22 protein-coding genes and 1 pseudogene are annotated in these 23,772 nt (G+C 46.3%); 10 read left to right on the forward strand and 13 right to left on the reverse strand.

What is annotated here, in order from left to right; translation table 11 throughout:
- Positions 1-40 precede the first annotated feature (40 nt).
- Positions 41-856: a helix-turn-helix domain-containing protein gene (locus tag ASG33_RS11455; protein WP_056284681.1), complete on the reverse strand. Its 816-nt coding sequence runs from the start codon at positions 854-856 to the stop codon at positions 41-43.
- A 173-nt stretch (positions 857-1,029) separates the two neighbouring features.
- Here ASG33_RS11455 and ASG33_RS11460 point away from each other — a divergent pair, with 173 nt between their 5' ends.
- The 4 genes from ASG33_RS11460 (at position 1,030) to ASG33_RS11475 (ending at position 3,360) form a co-directional block, all read left to right on the forward strand.
- Positions 1,030-1,344 (forward strand): helix-turn-helix transcriptional regulator, encoded by a 315-nt coding sequence (locus ASG33_RS11460; protein WP_056284683.1) that lies wholly within the window; start codon positions 1,030-1,032, stop codon positions 1,342-1,344.
- A 32-nt stretch (positions 1,345-1,376) separates the two neighbouring features.
- Positions 1,377-1,754: a VOC family protein gene (locus ASG33_RS11465; RefSeq protein WP_056284686.1), complete on the forward strand. Its 378-nt coding sequence runs from the start codon at positions 1,377-1,379 to the stop codon at positions 1,752-1,754.
- Positions 1,755-1,763: 9 nt separating this feature from the next.
- Complete coding sequence (locus ASG33_RS11470) at positions 1,764-2,276, forward strand: SRPBCC family protein (RefSeq protein WP_056284690.1); 513 nt, start codon at positions 1,764-1,766, stop codon at positions 2,274-2,276.
- A 205-nt stretch (positions 2,277-2,481) separates the two neighbouring features.
- Complete coding sequence (locus ASG33_RS11475) at positions 2,482-3,360, forward strand: pirin family protein (protein WP_056284694.1); 879 nt, start codon at positions 2,482-2,484, stop codon at positions 3,358-3,360.
- A gap of 92 nt (positions 3,361-3,452) precedes the next feature.
- Here ASG33_RS11475 and ASG33_RS11480 read toward each other — a convergent pair whose 3' ends face one another.
- From ASG33_RS11480 to ASG33_RS11505, 7 genes are all read right to left on the reverse strand, one after another.
- Positions 3,453-4,115 (reverse strand): oxidoreductase, encoded by a 663-nt coding sequence (locus tag ASG33_RS11480; RefSeq protein WP_056284697.1) that lies wholly within the window; start codon positions 4,113-4,115, stop codon positions 3,453-3,455.
- Positions 4,116-4,144: 29 nt separating this feature from the next.
- Entirely contained in the window at positions 4,145-6,547 is a 2,403-nt protein-coding gene (locus ASG33_RS11485) for an ABC transporter permease (RefSeq protein WP_056284701.1), read from the reverse strand.
- 121 nt (positions 6,548-6,668) lie between these two features.
- Positions 6,669-6,836 (reverse strand): hypothetical protein, encoded by a 168-nt coding sequence (locus ASG33_RS25775; RefSeq protein ID WP_157474724.1) that lies wholly within the window; start codon positions 6,834-6,836, stop codon positions 6,669-6,671.
- A gap of 87 nt (positions 6,837-6,923) precedes the next feature.
- Positions 6,924-8,735 (reverse strand): sensor histidine kinase, encoded by a 1,812-nt coding sequence (locus ASG33_RS11490; RefSeq protein WP_056284704.1) that lies wholly within the window; start codon positions 8,733-8,735, stop codon positions 6,924-6,926.
- 105 nt (positions 8,736-8,840) lie between these two features.
- Positions 8,841-9,623 carry a hypothetical protein gene (locus ASG33_RS11495; RefSeq protein WP_056284707.1) on the reverse strand — a complete coding sequence of 261 codons (783 nt, stop codon included), beginning with the start codon at positions 9,621-9,623 and terminating at the stop codon, positions 8,841-8,843.
- A 176-nt stretch (positions 9,624-9,799) separates the two neighbouring features.
- Positions 9,800-13,027 (reverse strand): error-prone DNA polymerase, encoded by a 3,228-nt coding sequence (locus tag ASG33_RS11500; RefSeq protein ID WP_229238622.1) that lies wholly within the window; start codon positions 13,025-13,027, stop codon positions 9,800-9,802.
- Positions 13,027-14,526, reverse strand: a complete 1,500-nt coding sequence (locus ASG33_RS11505; RefSeq protein WP_056284710.1) for a DNA polymerase Y family protein — start codon at positions 14,524-14,526, stop codon at positions 13,027-13,029. The genes ASG33_RS11500 and ASG33_RS11505 overlap by 1 nt, the downstream gene beginning before the upstream one ends.
- 173 nt (positions 14,527-14,699) lie before the next feature.
- Here ASG33_RS11505 and dinD point away from each other — a divergent pair, with 173 nt between their 5' ends.
- From dinD to ASG33_RS11530, 5 genes are all read left to right on the forward strand, one after another.
- Positions 14,700-15,536, forward strand: a complete 837-nt coding sequence (gene dinD, locus ASG33_RS11510) for a DNA damage-inducible protein D (protein ID WP_056284714.1) — start codon at positions 14,700-14,702, stop codon at positions 15,534-15,536.
- Positions 15,537-15,563: 27 nt separating this feature from the next.
- Positions 15,564-16,163: an alpha-ketoglutarate-dependent dioxygenase AlkB gene (locus ASG33_RS11515; RefSeq protein WP_056284718.1), complete on the forward strand. Its 600-nt coding sequence runs from the start codon at positions 15,564-15,566 to the stop codon at positions 16,161-16,163.
- Between the two features lie 111 nt (positions 16,164-16,274).
- Entirely contained in the window at positions 16,275-17,048 is a 774-nt protein-coding gene (locus ASG33_RS11520; protein ID WP_056284722.1) for an NYN domain-containing protein, read from the forward strand.
- Between the two features lie 33 nt (positions 17,049-17,081).
- The gene (locus tag ASG33_RS11525; RefSeq protein ID WP_056284724.1) at positions 17,082-17,375 is read left to right on the forward strand and encodes a hypothetical protein; all 294 of its coding nucleotides are present in this window, start codon (positions 17,082-17,084) and stop codon (positions 17,373-17,375) included.
- 48 nt (positions 17,376-17,423) lie between these two features.
- Positions 17,424-17,924 carry a VanZ family protein gene (locus ASG33_RS11530; RefSeq protein WP_056284726.1) on the forward strand — a complete coding sequence of 167 codons (501 nt, stop codon included), beginning with the start codon at positions 17,424-17,426 and terminating at the stop codon, positions 17,922-17,924.
- A 331-nt stretch (positions 17,925-18,255) separates the two neighbouring features.
- Here the strand turns inward: ASG33_RS11530 and ASG33_RS11535 are convergent, their stop codons facing one another.
- Positions 18,256-18,498, reverse strand: a complete 243-nt coding sequence (locus ASG33_RS11535) for a hypothetical protein (protein WP_056284728.1) — start codon at positions 18,496-18,498, stop codon at positions 18,256-18,258.
- A 296-nt stretch (positions 18,499-18,794) separates the two neighbouring features.
- Here ASG33_RS11535 and ASG33_RS11540 point away from each other — a divergent pair, with 296 nt between their 5' ends.
- Positions 18,795-19,973 carry a DUF4236 domain-containing protein gene (locus ASG33_RS11540; protein WP_229238623.1) on the forward strand — a complete coding sequence of 393 codons (1,179 nt, stop codon included), beginning with the start codon at positions 18,795-18,797 and terminating at the stop codon, positions 19,971-19,973.
- Between the two features lie 68 nt (positions 19,974-20,041).
- Here ASG33_RS11540 and ASG33_RS11545 read toward each other — a convergent pair whose 3' ends face one another.
- The 4 genes and pseudogenes from ASG33_RS11545 to ASG33_RS11555 all read right to left on the reverse strand — a co-directional run bounded on the left by ASG33_RS11545 (position 20,042) and on the right by ASG33_RS11555 (position 23,532).
- Positions 20,042-20,407 (reverse strand): DUF4180 domain-containing protein, encoded by a 366-nt coding sequence (locus tag ASG33_RS11545; RefSeq protein ID WP_056284731.1) that lies wholly within the window; start codon positions 20,405-20,407, stop codon positions 20,042-20,044.
- A gap of 107 nt (positions 20,408-20,514) precedes the next feature.
- Entirely contained in the window at positions 20,515-22,884 is a 2,370-nt protein-coding gene (locus ASG33_RS11550; RefSeq protein WP_056284733.1) for an ABC transporter permease, read from the reverse strand.
- Positions 22,885-23,014: 130 nt separating this feature from the next.
- A pseudogene (locus tag ASG33_RS26275) lies at positions 23,015-23,209 on the reverse strand (permease prefix domain 2-containing transporter); the annotation flags it as partial.
- Positions 23,206-23,532, reverse strand: coding sequence for a PadR family transcriptional regulator (locus tag ASG33_RS11555; protein ID WP_056284738.1), 327 nt, complete (start codon positions 23,530-23,532; stop codon positions 23,206-23,208). The gene ASG33_RS11555 and the pseudogene ASG33_RS26275, both read right to left, overlap by 4 nt.
- Positions 23,533-23,772 lie beyond the last annotated feature (240 nt).

The raw sequence follows: 23,772 nt of genomic DNA on the forward strand, positions 1-23,772 counted from the left end.
CCTGGTAGACTTGGTAGTATAAGTCCAAAAACTGGTACATTCAGGAAATTCCTTTCCTGTAAATGCCGGGCAGCACACCCACCTGCCTTTTAAAAAACTTGTTGAAGTGTGACGGATCGGTAAAGCCCAGTTCATAGGCAATCTCGGACAATGTATCCTCCGAATAGAGCAGCCGCTTTTTGGCTTCCAGGTTCAGTCTGGCATTGATCAGCTCGCCCGCCGTTTTGTCCAGGACCTTCCGGCAGGTATTGTTGAGTGTTTTGGTAGTAACATGCAGGCTGTCTGCATAAAAACCTACTTCATGATTGGTTTTATAATGTGCATCGACCAGGCCGAAAAAGGCTGTCAGCTGATCAGGTAAAACCTGCGGCTGCGGCGTATCGGTTTCCCTTTTTAACAGATTGAATAATAATTGCAGGTAAGTCTGGATCACCGCGAGATAATTTTCCTGCTGCTCCTGGTATTCAGTTTCTATGTTTTCGAATAGCTCGCAAATCTTCTTATCCACATGTTCCAGCTCATATCCATTTTTAAAAATGGGTGGAAAGCTTTGGAAAAGAGAGTTGTAGAAAGGCTGGTTGAGCAGGAAATCTTTTTGCAGCATGATCACAAAACCTTTGGGAATCTCTGTAAGCGCCCAGCTGTGGATCTGGCCGGGCATCACGAAATACAGACTGAAAGGTTTAACCTCAAAATGATGGTGATCAATATGGTGCACACCCGCGCCTTCCCGGAGGTAAATGATTTCGAGATAATCCTTGTGACCGTGGGGGTTGGTCGTTTTGATCACTTCCTTCATTCTCTTGATCCTGAACAGCTCTGCTGTTTCGAGCTTGTTCTTTACGGGTATCTGCATGCGGTTTTTAGCGGGTTAGGTGAATGCAACATAAACACATACACGGGGATTATCATACAAGTTTCGATAGTCTTTGAAAATAGTTGAACAAGTTTTTTTGAAGACAGTTGCATAACCGTTTGGTTATATATATAATTGCATAACCGAACGGTTATATTTATTTAAAAATTGAGATGACAGCGCGCAGAGATGTTTTTCAGGCGATTGCAGATCCAACCAGAAGAGCGATGATCGGGTTACTTGCCTCCCGTACGATGACCGTCAGCGACATAGCTGACAACTTTTATATGAGCCAGCCGGCCATTTCCAAGCACATGCGGATACTTACCGAATGCGGACTCGTGGTAATGGTCAAGCACGGACGCGAAAAACGCTGCCAGGCTAACCTGGGTGCGCTGGAAGAAGTTACCAAATGGGCCGGGGAGCACCTCGCTTTCTGGAACAATCGGCTTGATACCCTTGAAGATCTTTTGAACAATGAACAGTAAATGCTTTTTTCCAAACCTTAAAAATTGATCGTATGAAAATCGAAATGGTGAGTGTGTTTGTAAATGATGTTGTGAAAGCACATCAGTTTTACACGGAGAAGCTTGGCTTTGTTGAAAAAATGTTTGTTCCCGAAGCTTACCTGGCAATTGTTGCTTCTTCGGACCAGCCTGACGGCACTTCAATCCTGCTGGAACCCAACCAGAACCCGATCGCTTCTACTTACCAGACCAGTTTGTGGGAAGCCAACCTGCCCGTGATCACCTTTTCTACGAGTAACATTTACCAGGAATACGAGAAACTGAGTGCTGCGGGCGTTGTTTTCCGCAAAGCGCCCGTGAAAACGGAATGGGGTTATGAAGCGATTTTTGAGGATACGTGCGGAAATCTGATCCAACTCGCGGCATTCTGACGGATCATCATGGCAAAAAAAGGAAAGATACTCGCCCCGGGCGTGATTTGCTTTGAGCGCGTTTTCAACAGCAGCATTGACAAAGTATGGAGCTACCTCACAGATTCCGAAAAACGCGGAAAGTGGCTTGCGAAAGGTGAAATGGAGCTGTTTCCAGGTGGGAATTTTACATTGCATTTCATGCACAGCGAACTCAGCCCTATTCCCGGCCCGCCGCCTGAAATGCATAAGGCCATGGAGGCAGGACACAGTTTCAGCGGGAAAGTGTTGCAGGTAAGTCCGCCTCATTTGCTTTCATTCACCTGGCATGACGATTCCGAAGTCACCTTCGAGCTCACCGCTGAACCTGACGGTGTACGCCTGGTACTTACCCACCGGAACATCGCATACAAAGGCAAAAACCGCCAGATGATCGGCAGCGGCTGGCACACGCACCTCGAAATCCTGGCAGCCAACCTGCACGGAGAAGTACCCCGGAATTTTTGGGTAATTTTTGAAGAGACGCAGAGCACGTATATGTAAAGTCGGCAGGCAAGATGCGCATCCACTCTGAAAATCCGAATATAATGCACTCACACTAAAATCGGCGATTCCAGTAGATGGAAGCATTCCGGTAACCTAATGTATAGCGTGGCGGGAGGATGCAATGCGCTGTTTTTTTGTTTGTTAAAGTGAAGTCCCGGCTCAGAATTGGCGCTGGTACCTAATAACAAACAGACAACAGAACATGGAAACTCCAATTTTAAACCGCAAGCTGGTTAAGGTGCAAGCTCCTCGCGCAAACCAGGGTTTTCTCGGCCCTGATCATATTGCGCGGGCTGTGATACAGAATGATTTTAGCAACAGCGATCCATTCATTATTTTGATGGATGATTTTTTAGACAAAAAAGACAATGAACCGGTGGGTGGCCCCCATCCTCATGCGGGGTTTGAAACGGTTTCGCTTTTGATCGAAGGCGAAGTGGGCGACTCGGCGCATACCATGAAGTCGGGGGATTTTCAGATGATGACAGCGGGAAGTGGCATTGTTCATACGGAGACTATTGAAGGTGAATCGAAAATGCGGCTGCTGCAAATGTGGCTTAACCTACCCAAAAAAGACAGGTGGATTACACCACGCGTGCAGGACCTTCCATTTTCGAATGTGCCGAAAGTCTACGAAAATGGTGTAGAAATCCGGGTTTACAGCGGTACACTTGGCGGCGTCACTTCACCTGTGAAGAATCACACACCGGTTGTAATTGCTGACATGATCCTGCAACCTGGCGCAAAAACGACGCAAAAGTTGCCCGCTACATTCAATGCGTTCCTGTATGTAATTGAAGGTAGCCTGGGAGTAGGAGACGCTGGAGCATTAAGCGACGGGCAGATAGGATGGTTTGACAGGCTCGACGAAGAAGGCGAAAGTACATTCAGCCTTTCCGGCGGCAGTTCAGGCGGACGGGCTATTCTGTACGCTGGTCAACCCCAAAACGACCCAATTGTTTCCTACGGACCTTTCATCGCTGACAAAGACGAAGAGATCCGGAATCTCTACCGCGATTACAGATCCGGCAAAATCGGGCATGTATCCGATTTACCGGAGGAGCAGCGGTTTAGGTATTAAGCTATTAGCTGTTAGCTGTTAGTTATTAGCTTCACCGATTGATGGTTGGTTCTTTATACATCAGAGTCTTGTTGTGTGTAAAGAGTCAATCGTCAAATCAGCGCTGACATTTCTTCCCATTCGTAAACCTGCACTTTGCCGGATGTTTTTTTCGCGGCGGCTAGCATTGATCTGGCTATGTCTTTTGCCTGGATGCCCCGGTATTTTTTGAAGGGGCCGATCAGCAGCGGGTTGATTAATGAAAACAATCCTATAAACGACTTTTCCAACGGGCGGCTCTCCTGGCGATCTCCCATGATCATGGAAGGACGGAAAATGTGCGTGTGCTCCATATCCAGCGCGATAATATCCCGCTCCGTTTCCCCTTTGGTACGTACGTAGAAAACACTTGAACCCGCATTGGAGCCCACAGCACTTACTATAAACACAGACTTCGCGCCATTTTCTTTCGCAATCCGGGCTGCAAGCACCGGATAATCGTGATCCACCTGGTAATAGATCTTTTCGTCGGGTGTGTTTTTCCTGGTAGTACCAAGGGCGATGAATACATCGTCGGCTACGATCTCAATTCGCAATGCGGGCAATGTATTGTAGTCGCCAATCAGGACTTTCAATTTGGGATGCGATTTGTTCAGATTTTTCCTGACAACAACGGTTACCTGCGCATAATCAGGATCGTTCAAAAGCCCTTCCAGGAGATAAGAACCGATGAAGCCGCTCGCTCCGAATAATATGGCTTTTTTAGATGTCATCATGCAAAATTTTATGGTTTGAAACTGTTCACTTAATCCGATTTCAAAGACTTGACGGGATTAGCAATTGCTGCTTTTACGCCCTGGAAACTGATTGTGATCAATGCCAACAAAAGCGCGCCAGTACCTGCGAGCACGAATACCCAGGGACTCACCGGAATGCGGTAAGCGAAATCTCCCAGCCACTTTTCCATTGCAAAATAGGCCAGCGGCGAGGCGAGTACAAAAGAGAAGATCACAAGCCTGACGAAATCTTTGGAAAGCATCGTCACGATGTTCAGCACAGTGGCCCCGAGCACTTTCCTGATCCCGATTTCCTTTTGCCGCTGCCGGGCAGTGAATGTGGTCAGACCATACAAGCCCAAACAGGCAATGAGAATGGACACTATCGTAAACCAATACACAATGCGCCCTGTAAGTTCCTCTGTCTTATACATTTTAGCATAGGTTTCATCCAGGAATGTGTATTCAAACGGGCGGTTTACTTTAAACTGGTTGTACACACGTTCCACACCCGCTAGCGCGGTTTTCATATCCGCATTTTTGTTGATTTTGATATACAGATAATCATTAAAAACGCTGTCGCTGTTCAGCATTAAGGCCATCGGTTTGACCTTCTGGCGCAGTGAAGTGTAGTGGAAATCCTTTACAATCCCGACTACATCCTTTTTCATATCTTGTCCCAGATCAAATGTATGCTTAAAATTAGCGGCATTCAGTCCGAGTTCAGCAGCTGCGGTTTCGTTGAGCAACAGTCCGCTTGTCAGCGCTGTTTTTGCCGGACCTGCCACCCATTTGATCTGCATAGTTTTCACAAAATGATCATCCACGCGAAACGAGTTGACTGTAACCCGCTTATCTGAATTTGCCCGCTTGAGTTCGAGTGAATTCCCATATGGATGGTACATCAGCAAACTCGACGAGGTAACTGCATCCACGCCGGAAATGCGGTCCAACTCGCTCCGGATCACTTTGTAATGTTTGCTCATCCCGTCCTGATGATCCAAAAACACCGTCACAACCTGATCACGCGCAATGCCAAGTTCTTTCTTTTGAAAAAACTGCATTTGTTTAAATATCAGGAAAGAACAGATAATCAGCGAAATGGAGATTGTAAACTGAAATACGGTGAGAAAGTTGCGTGTAGTGGCCGCATTGCCCAGGATCGCCAGGTTACCGCGTAATGCATCCCCGGGCGAAAAGCCGGAAAGCATCAATGCCGGATAGCTCCCAGCCAGCACAATGCTCAACACATAAAAAATAATCACCGGGACTATAAACCATGGACTCCGCAAAAAATGGGTATCGACCTCGATCGAAAGCGCAGTATACACTGCATTATAAAAGATAAGTACGAGCAGAACAGCCGCTGCAAATGCAATGGTAACAGACAGAAAAGATTCGAGGAAAAATTGAAAAACAAGGGAGCTGCGTGCGCCGCCGACCACCTTTCTTACCGATACTTCCGCCGACCTGGTAGATGCATAGGCCGTAGTAAGATTAACATAATTGATCAGCGCCAATGCCAGGATCAGCACACCGATGACCGAAAATACGATTGCTTTTTGTCTGGCAGTCAGATCAATGCGGTCGAAATGAAGATCGTGAAGTGCATAAAGATGATAGCCGTCCTTTTTATCTTTGATCTTTGCACTCTCGGAAAGCAGCGACGGAATGCGGGATTCCACAGCTTTGGCCGATGCATTGTTTTTGATTAAAAAGTAAGTGTTGTAGCTGCCGGTTGCGCCTATGTTGTTGGTCTGCGTTTTTAATGCTTTTTTATCCAGGTAACCCGCCATTTCGCGGAGCTCATTGGCGCGATAGGAATGCAGGTCAGCCAGGAAGTCAAACTGAATGGACGAGTTTGCGGGCGGATCCTGAATTACACCAACTACCTCATAAACATTGGTTTTATCGTAAGTGATCGTTTTTCCGATCGGATCTGCCTCTCCGAAATACTTTTTAGCAATACTTTCTGTGAGGATGATCGTACCAGGCTTGGTAAGTGCAGTGCTACGGTCGCCTTTTATTAATTTAAAAGAAAACAGGCGAAGAAAACCGGGGTCGGCTGCCACAAATCCGGATTCGTAAAAACGGTGACTTTCATCACTAAAAACCAGTTTGCTATAAAATGAATTGTCCGTTATCCTTCCAAAATCCTCAATTTCGGCACATTGTTCCTTGACTTCCGCACCAAAATCATACGACATCCACGGAACAGAATAAGAAGCCTCGTCGTCTGAATGATCAAACTCCACTTTGACGATCCTGCTACCCTGCTCGTGAAAGCGGTCGAAACTATATTCATTGGCCACATACAGCACAACAAACAATGAAGCAACCAGCCCGACGCACAGTCCGCCTATATTGACAACGCTCATGCCGGCTTCTTTGCGGATAGACCGCAATGCGATCTTGAAGTAATGGAACAGCATAGGATTCAGGAGTTTATCTGCACTAAAATAATCCAAAATCCCACAGTATATCACAAAAAAATTGCCAATGCAGGTTCTCGAATTCCTGCATTGGCAATGTAATGTGAGTAGCGTGTGCTTACTAAGCGAGTCTTACTGAGTACACCGGCTTCATAATCCTTGGTCTCTTACCCGCTTTCTGCATAACAGGAGCAGCTGAGCGTTGGAATGGATTAGTGTCTGCCAGCATATTTTGATCTTCAAAAAACTCCTGGTTTGTTTCGTAAGCGGTTTTGGCTGATGATTTCATGATTGCTAATATTTAATGATTTTTAGTTTTATTGATGATATGTTACCTATGATACACAAAACCGTGCCAAACGGTTTTTATTGTTGCTCAGGCAAGTGGAAAATTGAGTAAAAACCGCGAACCCTGCTCAGAATCAACGTTTATCTTTCCGTTGATCTGCTTCGTTAAAGAGGCAACCAGCCGCTTTCCAAACGACTGTCCACCCGCTTTTCGCCAATTTGCGACATCCACACCTCTCCCGTTATCCTTGATTTCGAGGTATACTTCCTCCTGTTGCCACAGCCTGATACTGAGCTCAGGATTTTCAATGCCTTTGTAAGCATGCTTGAATGCATTTGTGATCAGCTCATTGACGATGAGGCCGAGGGGAACAGCCATTTTAAGATCCAGTACGATGGGTTCAATGTCTGTACGCAAACTGAAATCCTCCGAATAGCCGAAAGACTGCATTAATCCTTTCACCAGGTCCTGGATATATTCTTTGACACTTACCCCGGCCACATTGTCGGTTTGATACAATTGCTGGTGGATCAGCGACATAGCCTCTACCCTTTGCTGCCCTTCCGTCACAGCCTGGATCGCCTTCTCATCTTCCAAACGGCTGGCTTGCAGTGATAACAGGCTTGAAACAATGGCGAGGTTATTCTTCACCCGGTGATGCAATTCCTGCATTAACTCTTTGAGCTGCGTCGCCTGAACGCTGATCCGGCTATTGGCTTCTGACAAGTTGCTATTGGTAATTTCGAGTTTCTGGTTCACCCGCTGAATGATCCTGTACTGCCACAATGCGATCGCAAGCAGGAACGCCAGCATGGAAATTCCGCCATAAAGCCACCACAGTTGTCGTTTTTTCTCATAGTTCTCAGTACCCAGCCGCTGAATGCGTTCCTGGTTTTCCTTTGCCTGAAACCTCGTTTCCGCCTCGATCAGCTGCCTGCTTTTCTCTGAATTGAACACGCTGTCGCGGTACGCAACCCATTGATTCTGGTAGTTCAGCGCCTGTTCAAACTGCCCCTTTTTTTTGTAGATATTCGTCAGCATCTCGTAGATATGCATATAATCGTTGATCCGCTGCGGACTTGTTTTGGCCATTTCAATGGCTTTTTTAACATATTGTTCCGCCTCATCTGGCCTGCCGAGCAGGAGTAATGTGTTGGGAAGATTGAGGTAAACCATTTTTTCAAGAAACTGGTCCGACTCCTTTTTGGCATAATCGAGCAGCTGCATGTAAGTATTCAGCGATTCCTGATACCTGCCTGCATTTTTGAGGATAATACCTCTGTTGAAAAGTGTTGACGAGAAGTCGGCGCCCAGCTTTTTGTATATTTTCAAAGCCTTATCATTGTAAGCAAGTGCACCGTTGTAATTTTTCCTGATATCCTCGACTGTGGCAAAATCGGTGTACATATTGGCTACTTCATCTTCCATCTTGCTTTTTTCGGCCAGAGACAACCCTCTCCGGAAGTAATGTTCAGCCAGTTTCAAGTCATTTACGGTGATATAAACACCGCCTATTCTTTGCAGCGCCCTGATTTCCCGCCGCACTTCCCCGGCTTTCTGAAACAATGCCTGCGCCTTCTGATAATTTGAAACTGCCGCATTGGAATTACTCTGTACCTTTTGCAGCCACGCCATCAACATATAAGTACGTCCTTCCCAAATGCGGTTTTCCTTATCAACAGCCAGTTCCATCATTTCCACAATCGCACTGTCGACCCGGCCAAATTTGAGCAGATCAATCATATCGTACCCATAATTATTCAGGTCTTCAAAGCGCGCCGAGTCAGGTTTGGTGCTGATTTTATTGCGGAATGTGGAAAAGCCGGTAGAATCCGGCTGTGCGTGACTGCTGAAAACAATAGCCAGCACAGCCGTCATTGAAAGTATAAGTGATTTCATGAACTGAATTGAGAGCGATGGAGGTATCACACGAAATGCCGTAACCCAAAACTAAAGTAACCGCTACAATTAGCCAAATGAAAACAAAGCAGCACCAAAAACTGCCTATTTACCAAATGCGTGCAGGATAGCCCGCTCCACGGGCGTATAATTACCGGACTGGCTGGAAATGACCAGCTGATCTTTCAGCATAAGCGGGGGCTGCGCCATAAATTTCGGGTTTGTTCCACGATGTGGCTGCGCTGCATGTACAAGAAACGGGTGGCACAGGTAAACGGTACCGGCTGTGCCCGTTGCAAGCGCTTGTTCCTTCGCTGGCAGCGCGTCCAGCCTGGAAGCTACTTCCATGAATGAGAGACCACCGTCGCCCTCGGGTGCTAGAATGCGGGCAATATCCAGATGCGAACCTATTCTGATGCGGGTAGGCGCATCGTTTTCAGTCACATCGGAATAAAGAAAGAGCATCAGCAAGCCGCGCCCTTTTGAGAATATATTAATGCGCCAGTCAAAAAAGTTGTCGGGATTATTTCCCGGAAAACTTGCATCCACGTGCCAGCCGTCGTCGCCCGGCGATTTTTCAGAAGGGAACCGGACGGGAAAAGTACCCATACTAAACCTTGGGAGCCATTTTCCCCTACCTACAAGCTGATCAAAGGCGCTTGTCAGTACATCCGTATTTGCTGATTCGCGGAATGGTTCGTCTGTGTACATGCCGAGCCTTACAACGGGTTTCTTCCAGGTAGAGGGGTCATGAGGATCACAGTCGAGGTCTTTCCATAATATTTCTCTGGCCGCGGCAGCAACATCCGCCGGAAATGCGTCGTTCAGCTTGATAAAGCCATTATGGATGAATTCTGTTATTTGCTGGTTATTGAATGGTCCTTCCATGATTGTATAGATGAATGGGTTCGGAAAACAGCGCAAAGTGGCTGTATTCGTTAATTATTTGAAGAAAAATACAGGCAATACAATGCTAACCTTTATCGAAAGGCAGCGCGTCGGGAGACGATGGGAGTGCTATCAGAGTGTTGGAGTCATCCTCATAGCTACTAAAATAAATTGTTTTATCTGAAATTCCTTCCCGTCGGGAAAATTTCAGTCTGCACGTCGCGCCTTACCTGCGTCCGTTTGTTGATTGCTTGTGACACATATTCATCCTTTTCGTCTGCGCGGGAAAGGGTTAGTATTTCAGGATTTTCTGTCTCAATGGTTGTGAGCTTTTTGAGTAAGACAGACAAATCATAGCATTTCTGAACAATTACGTGCGTTACGTCCCCTTCTCTTTGCAACCTTCCTTCCACCATCAGCAGCCGCGCGCGCAGTACTTCTTTCCGGTATTTTTCAAACAGCTTTTCAAAAACCACCAGGTTCGCATAGCCCGTTTCATCTTCAATCGTGATAAAACAAACACCACCCGCTGTACCTGGCCGCTGCCTGACGAGCACGAGTCCCGCCACTTTCACGGGTCGGTTGTTCCCGATCAGTTCCAGATCGTTGGTTGAATAAATGCCTTGCTCTTTCAATTTTTCACGCACAAAACTCACCGGATGCGCTTTTAAAGACAGCGATGTGGAGGTATAATCCTGCACCACGTGCTCAGAAGCGGTCATAAGCGGCAGCTGTACCTGCGGCTCAGTGGCACTTGGAGAAGGCTGCCCCTCGAACAATCCAATGGGCCGGTCGCTCAATGCAGATACTTCCCATAACGCGCGCCGCCTGTCCAGCCCGATGGACCTGAATGCATCCGCATCAGCCAGCCGCTCCAATGCAGCCTGCGACACGCCCGCTTCACGCAGGTGATGCACGCTGGTGTAAGGCTTTTTTCTGCCTGCTGTCAATGCTTGTATATCTTCTTCTCGCATGCCTTTGATCTGACGAAAACCAAGCCGGATCGGACAGTACTTACCCGTTTTTTCATCCAAAATATTATCCCACTGAGAATGGTTAATATCCACCTCCCGTACTTCCACATCGTGTTTTCGGGCGTCAATGATGATTTGCGCGGGCTGGTAAAATCCCATCGGCATGCTGTTGAGCAATGCAGTGGCGAACACATCGGGATAATGGCATTTGAGGTAACACGAAACATAAACCAGCAATGCAAAGCTCGCCGCGTGGCTTTCGGGAAAACCGTAGCTGCCGAATCCTTCGAGTTGTTTGAAAATGCGTCTTGCAAATTCTTCGGTGTAGCCTCTCGCGGTCATCCCCTCCACCAGCTTTTTTTCAAACCGCTCTACCATTCCCTTCACTTTAAAAGTGGCCATACTTCGCCTCAGCTCATCTGCTTCTGAAGGTGTAAAACCGGCAGCAACAATCGCAATTTTCATAGCCTGCTCCTGAAAAAGAGGCACCCCCAGGGTTCTTTCTAATATTTTTTCCAACTCAGGAGTAGGATATTCAATCTTTTCCTCCCCATTTCTCCGGCGCAGATAAGGATGCACCATATCCCCCTGGATTGGTCCAGGACGAACAATCGCCACCTCGATCACCAGGTCGTAAAACACGCGCGGTTTCAACCGGGGGAGCATAGACTGCTGCGCCCGGCTTTCGATCTGAAATACACCGATGGTGTCCGCTTTGCAGATCATATCATAAACCCTGTCATCCTGCTTGATATTAGCAAGTGTGTAATCCTTGCCATAATGCAGTTTGGCAAGGTCAAATGCCTTGCGAATGCAGGTAAGCATCCCGAGCGCGAGTACATCGATTTTCAGGAAACCCAGCGTGTCAATATCATCTTTATTCCATTCGATGCAGGTACGGTCTTCCATTCTTGCATTCAGAATCGGGCATAAGTCTGACAATTTACCCTGCGTGATCACAAATCCGCCGGTATGCTGGCCGAGTTGGCGCGGGAAGCCCATGTACTGTTTGGTAAGGTCCAGGATTTTGATCAAATGCGGATCTTTTGGGTTAAAACCCTGCTCGGCTACTCGTTTACCTTCAAACCATTCATCTGTAAATTCCCAGATCGAATTGGAAAGCCGGTTGATCGCGTCCAGCGACATGCCCATTACCTTCGCCACATCCCGGATCGCACCACGCTGGTGTACCTGCGTAACAGTTGCTACGATACCCGCACGATCGCGACCGTATTTTTGATAGATATATTGAATTACTTCCTCCCTCCGCTCGTGCTCAAAATCCACATCAATATCTGGCGGCTCATTTCTGGCCGAAGAGATAAAACGTTCAAAAAGCAGGTCGATTTGCATTGGATCAACTGAGGTGATACCTAAACAGTAGCAAATGGTCGAATTAGCCGCAGATCCCCTCCCCTGGCAAAGGATCTTCTGCTCTTTGGCAAACCTGACAATATCATAAACGGTAAGAAAATAAGGCGCATAGTCCATCTCCTTGATGAACACCATTTCATGCTCGATCGCAGACCTGATCTTTTCGGGAACACCATCAGGATATCGCTCTTTTGCTCCTTGCCACGTCAGCTCAGCCAGTTCTTCCAGCGGCGAGCGACCTTGTTTGGTGATTTCTTCGGGATAAACATATTGAAGTGAGTCAAGTGAAAAGCGGCAGGCATCTGCTATTTCACGGGTCCGTTTAATAGCATCGGGGTACCAGGCAAAGAGGCGCTGCATTTCTTCTTCTTCCTTCAAAAACCGTTCGCCGTTTTGATAGAGCTTGAAACCTGCATTGTAAATGGTGCACTTTTCACGAATGCAGGTCAGTACATCCTGTAATTCCCTGCGTTGCGGATGGTGATAATACACATCATTTGTAGCGACCATCGGCACATCCAATTCCTCAGCAAGCTGCGAAATCCGGTACAGCTTTTTGGTATCGTCTCCCTGGTAAGTGCGGGCAGCGGCAATGTAAAGCTGACTTCCCAGGTTCTTTTTGTATTCTCTTAATGCTCTTCTGAATTCGGGTTCAAAATCAAATGCGGCATTGAGTGTAGCAGGCGGCACGACTATGAACTTCATTCCCTTTGCGTATTTGTACACATCTTTTCTGTACAAATGGCATTGTCCTTTCTCAGTACGTATATTACCCTCCGTCAACAAAGCGGAAAGCCGGGAGTAGGCATTTTTGTTAGTAGGGTATGCGAGCAGGCTTGGTCCGTCCAGCAAGTCAAGCCGACAGGCAGGTATGACCCTGATACCTTTGAGTTTTTTGGCAGCCGCATGTGCACGCACTACCCCTGCGAGTGTGTTCCGGTCGGTGATCGCGATTTTTTTGTACCCGTAATTCACAGCCTGCGCAACCAGCTCTTCCGGGTGCGAGCCTCCGCGCAGAAAGCTGAAATTGGTTGTTACCTGCAGTTCCGTATACATCAGACAAAAAATCCGTGAATGAACCATATCCGCTTATCCTCCTCATAATGCCCCAGCCGGAAGATCCAGTAGCGTGCTCCATGCTGATCTTCAACGCAATAGTAATCCCGGTGCTCACCTTCTTCGAGCCACCATTCGCTCTCGATCCTTTCAGGCCCGTCTGCTTTCCGGATCATGTGCACCTTACCTCTATAATTAAAAAGAATGGGCGGATAATCCGGTAACATCGACGTCACAAATACTTTTTCAGGAATTGCCAGCAGCTGTACCGGCCGAAACCGGTCGGTACGCCAGGGAGTCGGCATTGGATCTTTCAGCGAAGCTGCCTCGCTGACCGACCTTTCGGGCCAGTAATGTTCCACAGGCAAAAAGCGGCGGATCACCTGCATTCCTGCCCTACCCGCAAGTCTGTCGAGCAATTCCATTAAGGTAACCCGGTCATTTTCTCCGGAAATATTCCAGATCGACTCCTGCACCGGGTCAACATCTTCTACCTCAGGAGCTTCTATAACAAACAATTCAATACCCAAGGCAGGCCGCAACGTCTGGATTTTGAGTTCAAAAAGTTTGAAAAGATGCTCCCGGTGATTGGATGCGCAGTTAGTAACTATATCAATCTGTACAATTTTTCCATCTACCCGATATCCTTTAAATATTGCTTTTCTTAAACCTTTACCTTCTTTTAAAAACCGCTTGCAAAGCTTTTTAAGGAGGATTTTTAATGCAATCGCAATTCCGGTAGCTGTTACGATCGGCTCCATGCAGGGGAGTCTTTCCTGATAAGGCACAATGGGCTGCACAGGCTCGATGATTTCCAGTGCATGCCCGGTGGCCTGGTCCAACCGGTCCAGTAACTGCTGACCAAAACGCCTTCTCAACACGGGACGCGGCATATGGATGAAATTGCGGATCTGGTACAAACCCAGTTTATGCAGCTTTTCAACAATAGCAGGTTCAATGCGCAATGCTGCGGGCGGCAAGCTGAGCAATGCATTTACCTGATGATCAGGCGGCACTATTGACTTAGCCGCCCCGAAATGCGCCATTGCCCAAGCCGCTCCGATCGTGTCCGCTATACCTACCCTTACCTGGTACCCTTGCTTACCAAGCTTACCTGCTATTTCCGCCAGGTAATTTTCTTCGCCTTTCCATAAATGCGTACAACCGGTTATGTTGAGGATCAGACCGTCTGGTGGATCAATTGCCACAATGGGCGAATAACGGATGCACCATTCGGCCAGACTTATTAAAAGCGTCGTGATTTCCTCAGGCTTTTCATTGATCACTTCCAGATCAGGGAAAATAGCCCTGGCATCCGCTACTACCATTTCAGGCTCAATTCCATTATCCTGCGCCTGCTGACTGGCAGCCTTTACCACCATCCGGTTACGTTCGGGAGCAGCCAGCACAAACTGCTGATCCTTCAACTCGGGCTGCCTGATTGTTTCCCAATCTGTCGCTAAATGCCGGAACCATATGCTAGCGAAGCGCAGATGCATATTTTAGCCCATTTAAAAAATTAAAAGATTGTTTATTAATAAGTTACAAACTAAATGATATTTTAGATATCAATAAATTGATTACAATAATATCAAATTGCTTGTATAAGTGCAATCTTTTTTTGAAGTTTGAGCCAGACAAAATCATTTCTATACACCTAAAAGAAAGCACTATGACAACAGACAATCACCTATCGCTTTTTGAAGAAATCAGGAGAACAGACGAGCAGAGAAATGAGTATTGGAGTGCGCGAGATCTTGCAAAAATTCTGGAATACACGGAGTATCGTCACTTCAAACCGGTGATAAAAAAAGCAAAGGAAGCCTGTGAAAACAGCCAGCAAATCGTCGCAGACCATTTCGAGCACTTGCTCGATATGGTTCAAATTGGATCAGGAGCGACGCGGGAACTGGAAAATATCAGATTATCCAGGTATGCTTGCTACCTCATCGTACAAAATGCAGATCCTTCCAAGGAAGTAGTGGCATTGGGACAAACCTATTTCGCCATACAAACGCGCTTGCAGGAAATCCGGCAGATGGAGGAATATCAAAAGCTTCCGGGAGAAAATGAGAAGCGGCTGTTCCTTCGAGGCGAAGTCACCAGGCATAATTTGCTACTTGCGGATGCTGCCCGCACCGCCGGTGTAGTCGAACCTGTTGATTATGCAATTTTCCAAAATCACGGTTATATGGGATTGTACGGAGGGTTGGATGCAAAAGCAATCCATGAAAAGAAAGAGCTTAAAAAAAGTCAGCACATTCTGGATCATATGGGTAGCTCCGAACTCGCTGCAAACCTTTTCCGCACGACACAAACAGACGATAAGCTTAGACGTGAAAAAATTACAGGTAAGCAAAAGGCGAATCAAACGCATTTTGAAGTAGGCGCGAAAGTGCGGCAGACGATCGAAGAGCTGGGAGGTACCATGCCGGAAAACCTGCCGAATGCAGGCAGTATTAAAAAACTGGCCAGAGTCAATGATGTTAAGAGAATCAGGAAGAAGTAGTTAGAACAAATAAATGGGTACGGGGAGATGGAACAATTCAAATTATTCAACGATAGGGAGCACCTTTCGCTTCCGCAACATTTAATGGATTATGTGCCTGATTTTTTTGATAAAAAGACAAGTGACTTATATCTGAAAATCTTCGTTCTCACCATTCCCTGGCAGCAAACCAAGGTGGTGATGTATGAAAAAGAAGTACTTACACCGCGTCTTTCTGCATGGTTTGGAGACCGGCCGATGGTAAAGGGGGACAAAAGACCTCCTATTGAATGGACAGAAGAACTTTGGGAAATTAAAAAGAAAGTGGAAGACTATACCGGAATGAATTTCAATGGCGTATTGCTCAACTATTACCGCAACGAAAAGGATTCGGTAGCCTGGCATAGCGACAAGGATACGATACCCGGCATGAAAACCGAGATTGCCTCCGTAAGCTTCGGACAGGTTCGTGCTTTCGATTTCCGGAACAAGAAAGACCATCGCCAGCAATATTCGCTGGAACTGGAAAATGGCTCACTTCTGCTCATGAAAGGCGATTTGCAAAGGTTCTGGGAACACCGGGTAGCCAAATCGGCCAAGCCCATGAACGCGAGGATCAACCTAACATTCAGGAAGGTTCTGCATTAAAAACAAAACTAAATTCCAAAAACCAAAAGCGAAAAGCCAACAGCTAATAGCCAACAGTTAACAGCCCATCGAAATATTACGTAAGTTGGAATCTGAAAACGATTCAACCCCATGAGTGAAACCAAATTTAACATCGCTGTATTGATCGATGGGGACAATGCGCAGGCCAAATTGATGAAGGAAACTTTGGAAGAAGTTTCCAAGTATGGGAAAGCGACTATCCGACGCATTTACGGCGACTGGACCACGCACCAGATGAATAGCTGGAAGGAAATTGTCAACCAGCATTCGATCAGTCCGATCCAGAAATTTTCTTATACAACAGGCAAAAACTCAACCGACAGCTCGCTCATTATTGACGCAATGGATATTCTGCACAGCAAGAGTGTCGAAGGTTTTTGCATTGTGTCGAGTGACAGCGATTACACCGGGCTTGCAAAGCGGATCCGGGAAGAAGGATTATTTGTAATGGGAATCGGGCGGAAAAATACACCGATCGCATTTGTAAATTCCTGCGAGATCTTCACATTCAGCGAAAACCTGGTGGCAGAGCTGGATACAAGTGCCGAAGAACCCGAACCGCTGAAACTGGATATTACCCCGAAGGAAATTGTCAAAAAAGAGCATAAAAAACAGGATCCAAAGCGCAGATACCCGAAGATCGATATGAACATTATTGACAAAGCATTTGAGATATCGGCCAACGAGGAAGAAGAGGCATTCATTTCCAAAATTGGTACCTCACTTCGAAAAATCGACCCCAGCTTCGACTCCCGTACCTATGGATTTAAAACCCTGACATCACTTTTCAAAAGTCTGGACAAATACAAAATCGTTAAAAATGATGTAAATGGACTGAACCACCCGCTGGTTAAGTTGAAATAAGAATCAAAATATAATTGACAAACCGAGTTGACCATGATCCACATCACGCAATTTGTTTATGTCCGCGAGGGTAAGGAGGACCTTTTTCATGAATTCGAATCGCGGGTTTTGCCTTTGCTCGAACGCCACAACGGCAAACTGCTGATGCGGATCAGGCCCACTGCCGACCAGTTTATCGCTGGCGAGCTCGACCCTCCGTACGAAATCCACCTCGTCAGCTTTGAAGATGAAGCTGGCTTGCAGGCTTACGGAAATGACGAGGAGCGGCTCAAATGGCTGAATATGAAGGACGAATCAGTGACGAGCGTGATTATGGTAAAGGGCTGAACCATGTTGTCGCCGAATTGCAAATAGGCCGATTAATCAAGAAATAATATGGAAAAGACAGTCTCCAGAGGGTTGCTGGCTGTATATGTAGTGGTGTTGGTCTGGTTTGTACTATTCAAGTTGACATTCAGTATTCCGTACCTGCTCGATGGCGCAAACAGAACGCTCAACCTGATTCCCTTTGGTGCACCTGCCATCAGGCATGGCCGGATTAATTACGGAGAAATGATCATAAATTGTGTGATCTTCATTCCATTTGGTTTGCTTTTGAGCGCCTGTTTTAAAAAAGCCAGATTTTGGCCGAAGCTTGCTATTATACTTGCATTCAGCTTTGTAGTAGAACTGCTTCAATACATATTCGCCATTGGAGCAACTGACATCACCGACTTGATCACAAATACATTGGGCGGCTTTATCGGACTTCAACTCTACGATTTGAGCAATAAGTATATTTCCAGCAAATACTTGGACCGTACGATCATCGTCCTGGGCATACTCCTTTTGCTCTTTTTCCTGTTTGTACGGTTTATGTTTATTATTCTGCGGTGATAGACTAATTCTCCCGTTCCCTGGCAAGAACATGCAGCGCACCGGATTGTAGTCTAGCCAAAATATGCATCAGGAAAATGCCGCTAGACATAAATATTTGTAACAACGGTGGCCCCAAGAGATCGCACAAATGCCATAGGCATGTAACAACGAAAACATTACATCCCTCCGGGATTTCCACATCGTACTTGCCATCTCAGTCTACCGATGTTTTGCCGCGCTGCGGCTTTTGCTTCGGTGTAGCACAATTTCTGAACTAGTAAAGCCAAGAGCCAGGCAATCCGCGAAGGCTACCTGGCTCTTGGTTTGAAGATGGAGTGATTAATCCCTCTTACTTTTTCATCTCGCCAATGCGCTCAAAGAAGAACACCAGCTCTTTAAAAGACGCGAAAATGTGACTCGCGCGTGGATTGTAGCCGAGCTCTGGCTGGGCGACCATATAGCCGCTGTAAATGTCCCAAAGGTCATTGACCCAGGTGGAAGCGTGGCTCTGGCTGAGCAACTCTGCGACTTCCCGGCCGTAAGCCAGGTGCCTCGAATCCGAAGATTCGTCGGAATTTGGTTGTGTTTGCATAGTGTTACATTATTAGGATGGAAAACAGGGGTGCCCTGTTTTAGGTGTCCTAGCAGATGTAACACCGCTTGGGGAGCTTTCGCCGACCCCCACCATAACAGGGCATTTCTTGCAAGATTCTTCATATGTTACATTTGATTAGGAGCTTGAAGGTTCGGAAGAAATTTGGAGAAATGCAAATCTTGTTAGACTCTCTGATTTGCTTGAAGGCCGAATTTTGAAGGGTACGAGAAGGCGCATACCGTTTAATAATTGGTTAGAATAATTACTTCCGTTTGATAAAATAATTGGGTTTTTTGGAGGAAAAGTTTAATTCTGACAAACCTCCTAAAAATTTTATCATCATGGCATGGAGTTTCCGTAAACGAATCAAAATAATACCAGGAGTACACTTTAATTTCAGTAAAAGTGGAATAACTACATCCATTGGAGTGAGGGGAGCAAGTTTAACTATTGGTAAATCTGGGACATATTTAAATACAGGGATCCCGGCACTTGGTTTATATCACCGGGAAAAGTTAACAGGTAAAAATAATAAGCCGCTAATTGATCCTCAAACATTTAACGAGCATTTAGTTAGCGATCAAAGCGATAATATTTTCAGTGCAGATGTTCAGGAAATAACTAGCCAGGATATGCAGGGGATAAAGGAAGCAATTTTGCTAGCTCATCAGCAACGTTTAGATTTGCAAATGGATTTACGCAAAATTCAGTTTGCAGCTACTCTCTCAGTCTTCAAATTGGCAGCGTCTTACATACTAATTTATGGTCTTGTAAAAAAAGCCATTGCCGAAAATATCCGTGTTGACTTATTAGCGCAAAAAGAAGCAGTAAAACAAACAAAACAGCAGATCGAAAATTGTTTTGTAAAACTTGAAGTAGATTTTGAGCCACATATTCAAGAAAAATATGATGCTCTCATCCGAGCTTTCCAAAAGTTAACATCTTCACATCGAATCTGGGACGTGACGAGTGCACATTATCAAGACCGAGTTGCAGCACGTTCATCTGCAAGTACACTGGTAAATAAGCGCGATGTCAGATTTACTTTAAAATCTCTACCTGACATTAAATCAGATCTAAATGCGCTTTATTTTCAAAACGCAAATGGGGCTGATCTATATTTCTATCCTAGCTTTATTATTATGTATTCTTCAAAAACCAGTTTTGCAGTAATTGGATTTGATGAAATTCAGTTCAATTACAGATATGTTCGGTTCACAGAAACGGGTTCAGTGCCACCAGACTCGACAATTATTGATAGAACTTGGGCAAAGGTCAATAAGAACGGAACGCCAGATAAAAGATTCAAAAACAATTATCAAATTCCCATTGTGAAGTATGGAGAGATTAGTTTGCAAACCAATACTGGATTGAATGAAGAATACGAATTCAGTAACTATGAGTATACGGAAGAATTCGGTAGAGCATTCGTAGATTATCAGAATGCTATTAGGAAGCTTAGAAAATTGTAGCTCAGAGACATTCAGAAATAATCATCGAACTAAAATAATTTTGCTGGCTTCATTAAATGTGCTCTCCACTAACCCACATGCGATAACCTTTTCAACGCCTCTACAACACTCCCCAAAAAGTTGATCCTCCCAATCCTGTTACTTTCAAAAATGAAATCTTGAATGCTTTTTGAGGAATATTTTTCGAAGTTGCCGATAATGGCTAAACGCATCCGATAGTTTGAGAATTTTTGAAGTATCTCTCCTGCAATGCCGGTTTTCAGGTCAAAGAAGGCGGGTGTAATATTCTCTTCGTGAATGACAATGCTATCAAATCCCTGGTAATAAAGATTACCGAGCAGGTCCAATCCGTCTTCCACGGTTTCGATAATCAGCTTGTCAGAAGTGACTTCGCCAATCTGAACTTCATCGACAGTATGAGATATAATGTTCATTTAAATGTTCGATCTATACTAAAAACGATTAAGCAAATTTCCCACCTTAGATTCAATTATAAAAGATCATTTCGATCATTCAATCATTCAATCATTCGATCATTGAATCATTCACTTCTCAACGCCTTCACCGGATTCATCAACGCCGCCTTCACCGACCGATACCCTACCGTCACAATCGCAATCAAAAACGTAATCCCAATTGCAGCCAAAAAAATCGTAGCATTCAAATCAATATGATACTTGAAATCAGCTAAGTACTTATCCATCAACCACCAACCAATCGGCGCGGCGATGACGAAGGCGATTACCAGGAGCTGGGCGAATTGCTTGCCGAAGAGCCAGATGATACTTCCGATGCCGGCACCTAAGGTTTTGCGGACTCCGATTTCTTTGGTTTTTTGGGCGGCCATGAAGGAAATGAGTCCGTACAGGCCGAGGCAGCCGATGAAGATCGCGATGGCGGCGAAGATCCACATGAGCTTTAAAACGAGCTCGTCGGTTCCGTAAAAATACGTCAGGTGATCGTCCAGGAACTGGTAGGAATAAATGTACTCGGCATTGGTTTCGTTCCAGATCTTTTCGAGGGAGGCGAGGGTTTTAGGCACATTTTGTCCGCTGATTTTGAGGGCCACGCGGGAATAATGGTCGGACCGCGTGGTGAGGCAAACCGGCTCGATCTTGGAGCGGAAAGAGAAATTATGAAAGTCTTTCATCACCCCCACGATCATGCCGTCCGCGCCATTGACACTCACATTTTTCCCGATCGCCTCCTCCGGTTTCACGCCCAGCTTTTTCACGGCGGTTTCGTTCAGCAGATATTCCCGCACAGTATCGGACTGAGCAAGGTTACGGCCAGCCACCAGCTGCAAACCGAACATGGAAAGGTATTCAGGATCACCGGATTTAAGGAAAATCGTGAACTTCTCCTGCTCGGGGCGCGATGCGTAGCGGATGCCTGTATCAAAATTCCCGTCGGGCGAGGCAGGCGGCGCTTCGCAAAAGGCGATCTTTTCAACTTCCGGCAACTGCGACAGCCGCGCACGCATAGCGCTGGTTTTGGCCGGGGACGTTTCGGGCACAGGCAGCATTACAATGGCGTCTTTTTTGAAACCCATATCAGCCTCACTGTTGAACCGCATCTGACTAGTGACGACAATCGTGCCGATCAGAAGCGTTTGCGAAATGGCAAATTGAGTTACAACCAAACCTTTCCGAATGGAAAATCCGCCGACCTGACTTTGCGTCATTTTGCCTTTGAGCGCCATAATGGGCTGGAAACCTGCGAGTACCAGTCCAGGATAAGAGCCGGCAACGAAAGTTACGACGACAAGCAAGCCGAAAATGAAAAGAGGTTGGTTGAAATCCTGCAACAAACCGAGCGTGACGCGCGTCGACAGCATTTCGTTCATATACGGGAGCGAGAAGTAAGCCAACCCAATCGCGAACACGAAAGCGATGACAGTAATGAGGGCGGTTTCGGTAATGAATTGCCAGAAAAGCTGCGATTTCATACTTCCCATTACTTTTCGCACACCAATTTCCCTACTGCGCCCCAAAGCTTGCGCCGTGGCGAGATTAATGAAATTGACGCAGGCAGTGATGATCAGGAAAACGGCAATGAGGGACAGCGCAATCAGCTGGCTTTTAGCAATGGCGCCGCCGAATTCCTGGTTCATATGCACGTCCGAAAGCGGCTGCAAATGGTAGCTGAACGTTTTAGCGCCTTTTGCATCGTAATATTTGGTGGAAATGCCGGCCATTAACCTGTCCGCTTTGACAATGTCGGTACCGGGTTTCAGGAGTACGAAAGCCTGGGTGCCGCTATAAATGCCGCCCCAGCTATTGAGCCAGGGTTGCGTTTGGCTGATCGTGACGTATGAAAGGAAGATCTCCTGGCGGAAATCGGTGTTTTCAGGCAAATTTTTGATGATACCTGTAACGGTGATATCGGTTTTGTTATCGAGCCGTAAGCTTTTACCCAATGCATTTTTTACACCAAAATATGTCTCTGCCAATCGCTCTGTGATCACGGCAGTATTGGGCTGTGAGAGCATGGTTTGAGGGTCTCCCGCTACCAATGGGAAATCCATTATTGCAAAGAAATCCGGCTCCGTATAAGCCACACCGTCACCAAACTTCGGATTGTCTTTTCGCGACGGAATGGAAATGGTGCCGCCAAAATTGATCGTCATCGCGGCTTTTTCTACAAATGCATAATCGTCGCGCATGGCGGCGCCAATCGGCTGCGGCACGATGCCGTACTTGCTGACGGTTTCATTGTGCAGCTCGGAGGTGACACGGTAAATACGGTCGGCATTTGCGTGAAATTTATCGAAACCCAAATGGTAATTGACGAATGAGAAAATAAGGATCGCACAGCTCATTCCCAGCACGAGGCCGAGGACGTTGATGAGGGTGTAGGATTTGTGGCGTGCAAGGGTGCGACGTGCGGTGGTGAGGTAGTTTTGGAGCATGATTGTTACGGCTATCGGTGGTCGGCTTTCGGCGGTCGGCTTTTTTTTTGCGGTTGACTATTGGCGGTTGGCGGTTAGCTGTTGGCGGTTGACTTTTAGCTTTCTTAAGGGTTAGTAATCTTTTTTTTAGGAAATAGGGTTTGGCGAATTTTAGGGTTTCTAGCGCATATATTCTCTCTGCTGCCTTTACTCCTACTCTTTTTACATCCAGCTCGAATTGTTGCTGCAGGTCGCCTTGGAGTTCTTCGAAGAGTTCGTGCGGGCAAAGCAGTTTGAATAAGTTATTGGCCCAGCGCGGTGGAGCGATTTGGTTGTTGTCTTTCATGATTGGGAGGGATTTAAGATGGCGGTCCAGAACTGGTTCCTTACTTCCTGGATTTCGGCCAGCATTTCGCGGCCTGCATTGGTGATGCTGAAAAGGCGCTTCTTCCTTCCGCCCCGACTCAATGTTGCCCCGCCCATTTCTGAGATGAGGTAGCCTTTCTCTTCAAGCCGGTACAATGCAATGTGCACGGCGCTCAGACTGATGGTCCGGTTGGCACGCTGACGGAGCTCTTCGGCAATGCTCACGCCATAAGCGCCGGTGTTGAGGACGGTAACTGCGAGCAGGACAAGTTCTTCAAATTCGCCTAAGTAGGATCTTCCCATTTGTTGAAATGTATTTTCTTGATATTTGCTAAACAAATGGTGTGCCGAAAGACTTGCACTATCATTGTAATCTCATTATCAGTGAATTAGATTATTACAATAACTTTTTTATCTGTTCGAAAGTGAACGGGTAGTTGCGGGAATGAACGTAATCTGATGAATATCGGCACGACACTCGCAGTGTATGCAAGTATTTGTAAGGAAACAGGGAGGTCGTTTCCTTAATGACAAAAATACGCG

The sequence above is a fragment of the Dyadobacter sp. Leaf189 genome, assembly GCF_001424405.1.
GTDB lineage: Bacteria > Bacteroidota > Bacteroidia > Cytophagales > Spirosomataceae > Dyadobacter.

Excerpts from the sequence above, each read along its gene's own strand:
- ASG33_RS11455 (WP_056284681.1), bottom strand. The coding sequence starts at position 856 with ATGCAGATACCCGTAAAGAACAAGCTCGAAACAGCAGAGCTGTTCAGG.
- ASG33_RS11460 (WP_056284683.1), top strand. The coding sequence starts at position 1,030 with ATGACAGCGCGCAGAGATGTTTTTCAGGCGATTGCAGATCCAACCAGA.
- ASG33_RS11465 (WP_056284686.1), top strand. The coding sequence starts at position 1,377 with ATGAAAATCGAAATGGTGAGTGTGTTTGTAAATGATGTTGTGAAAGCA.
- ASG33_RS11470 (WP_056284690.1), top strand. The coding sequence starts at position 1,764 with ATGGCAAAAAAAGGAAAGATACTCGCCCCGGGCGTGATTTGCTTTGAG.
- ASG33_RS11475 (WP_056284694.1), top strand. The coding sequence starts at position 2,482 with ATGGAAACTCCAATTTTAAACCGCAAGCTGGTTAAGGTGCAAGCTCCT.
- ASG33_RS11480 (WP_056284697.1), bottom strand. The coding sequence starts at position 4,115 with ATGATGACATCTAAAAAAGCCATATTATTCGGAGCGAGCGGCTTCATC.
- ASG33_RS11485 (WP_056284701.1), bottom strand. The coding sequence starts at position 6,547 with ATGCTGTTCCATTACTTCAAGATCGCATTGCGGTCTATCCGCAAAGAA.
- ASG33_RS25775 (WP_157474724.1), bottom strand. The coding sequence starts at position 6,836 with ATGAAATCATCAGCCAAAACCGCTTACGAAACAAACCAGGAGTTTTTT.
- ASG33_RS11490 (WP_056284704.1), bottom strand. The coding sequence starts at position 8,735 with ATGAAATCACTTATACTTTCAATGACGGCTGTGCTGGCTATTGTTTTC.
- ASG33_RS11495 (WP_056284707.1), bottom strand. The coding sequence starts at position 9,623 with ATGGAAGGACCATTCAATAACCAGCAAATAACAGAATTCATCCATAAT.
- ASG33_RS11500 (WP_229238622.1), bottom strand. The coding sequence starts at position 13,027 with ATGTATACGGAACTGCAGGTAACAACCAATTTCAGCTTTCTGCGCGGA.
- ASG33_RS11505 (WP_056284710.1), bottom strand. The coding sequence starts at position 14,526 with ATGCATCTGCGCTTCGCTAGCATATGGTTCCGGCATTTAGCGACAGAT.
- dinD (WP_056284714.1), top strand. The coding sequence starts at position 14,700 with ATGACAACAGACAATCACCTATCGCTTTTTGAAGAAATCAGGAGAACA.
- ASG33_RS11515 (WP_056284718.1), top strand. The coding sequence starts at position 15,564 with ATGGAACAATTCAAATTATTCAACGATAGGGAGCACCTTTCGCTTCCG.
- ASG33_RS11520 (WP_056284722.1), top strand. The coding sequence starts at position 16,275 with ATGAGTGAAACCAAATTTAACATCGCTGTATTGATCGATGGGGACAAT.
- ASG33_RS11525 (WP_056284724.1), top strand. The coding sequence starts at position 17,082 with ATGATCCACATCACGCAATTTGTTTATGTCCGCGAGGGTAAGGAGGAC.
- ASG33_RS11530 (WP_056284726.1), top strand. The coding sequence starts at position 17,424 with ATGGAAAAGACAGTCTCCAGAGGGTTGCTGGCTGTATATGTAGTGGTG.
- ASG33_RS11535 (WP_056284728.1), bottom strand. The coding sequence starts at position 18,498 with ATGCAAACACAACCAAATTCCGACGAATCTTCGGATTCGAGGCACCTG.
- ASG33_RS11545 (WP_056284731.1), bottom strand. The coding sequence starts at position 20,407 with ATGAACATTATATCTCATACTGTCGATGAAGTTCAGATTGGCGAAGTC.
- ASG33_RS11550 (WP_056284733.1), bottom strand. The coding sequence starts at position 22,884 with ATGCTCCAAAACTACCTCACCACCGCACGTCGCACCCTTGCACGCCAC.
- ASG33_RS11555 (WP_056284738.1), bottom strand. The coding sequence starts at position 23,532 with ATGGGAAGATCCTACTTAGGCGAATTTGAAGAACTTGTCCTGCTCGCA.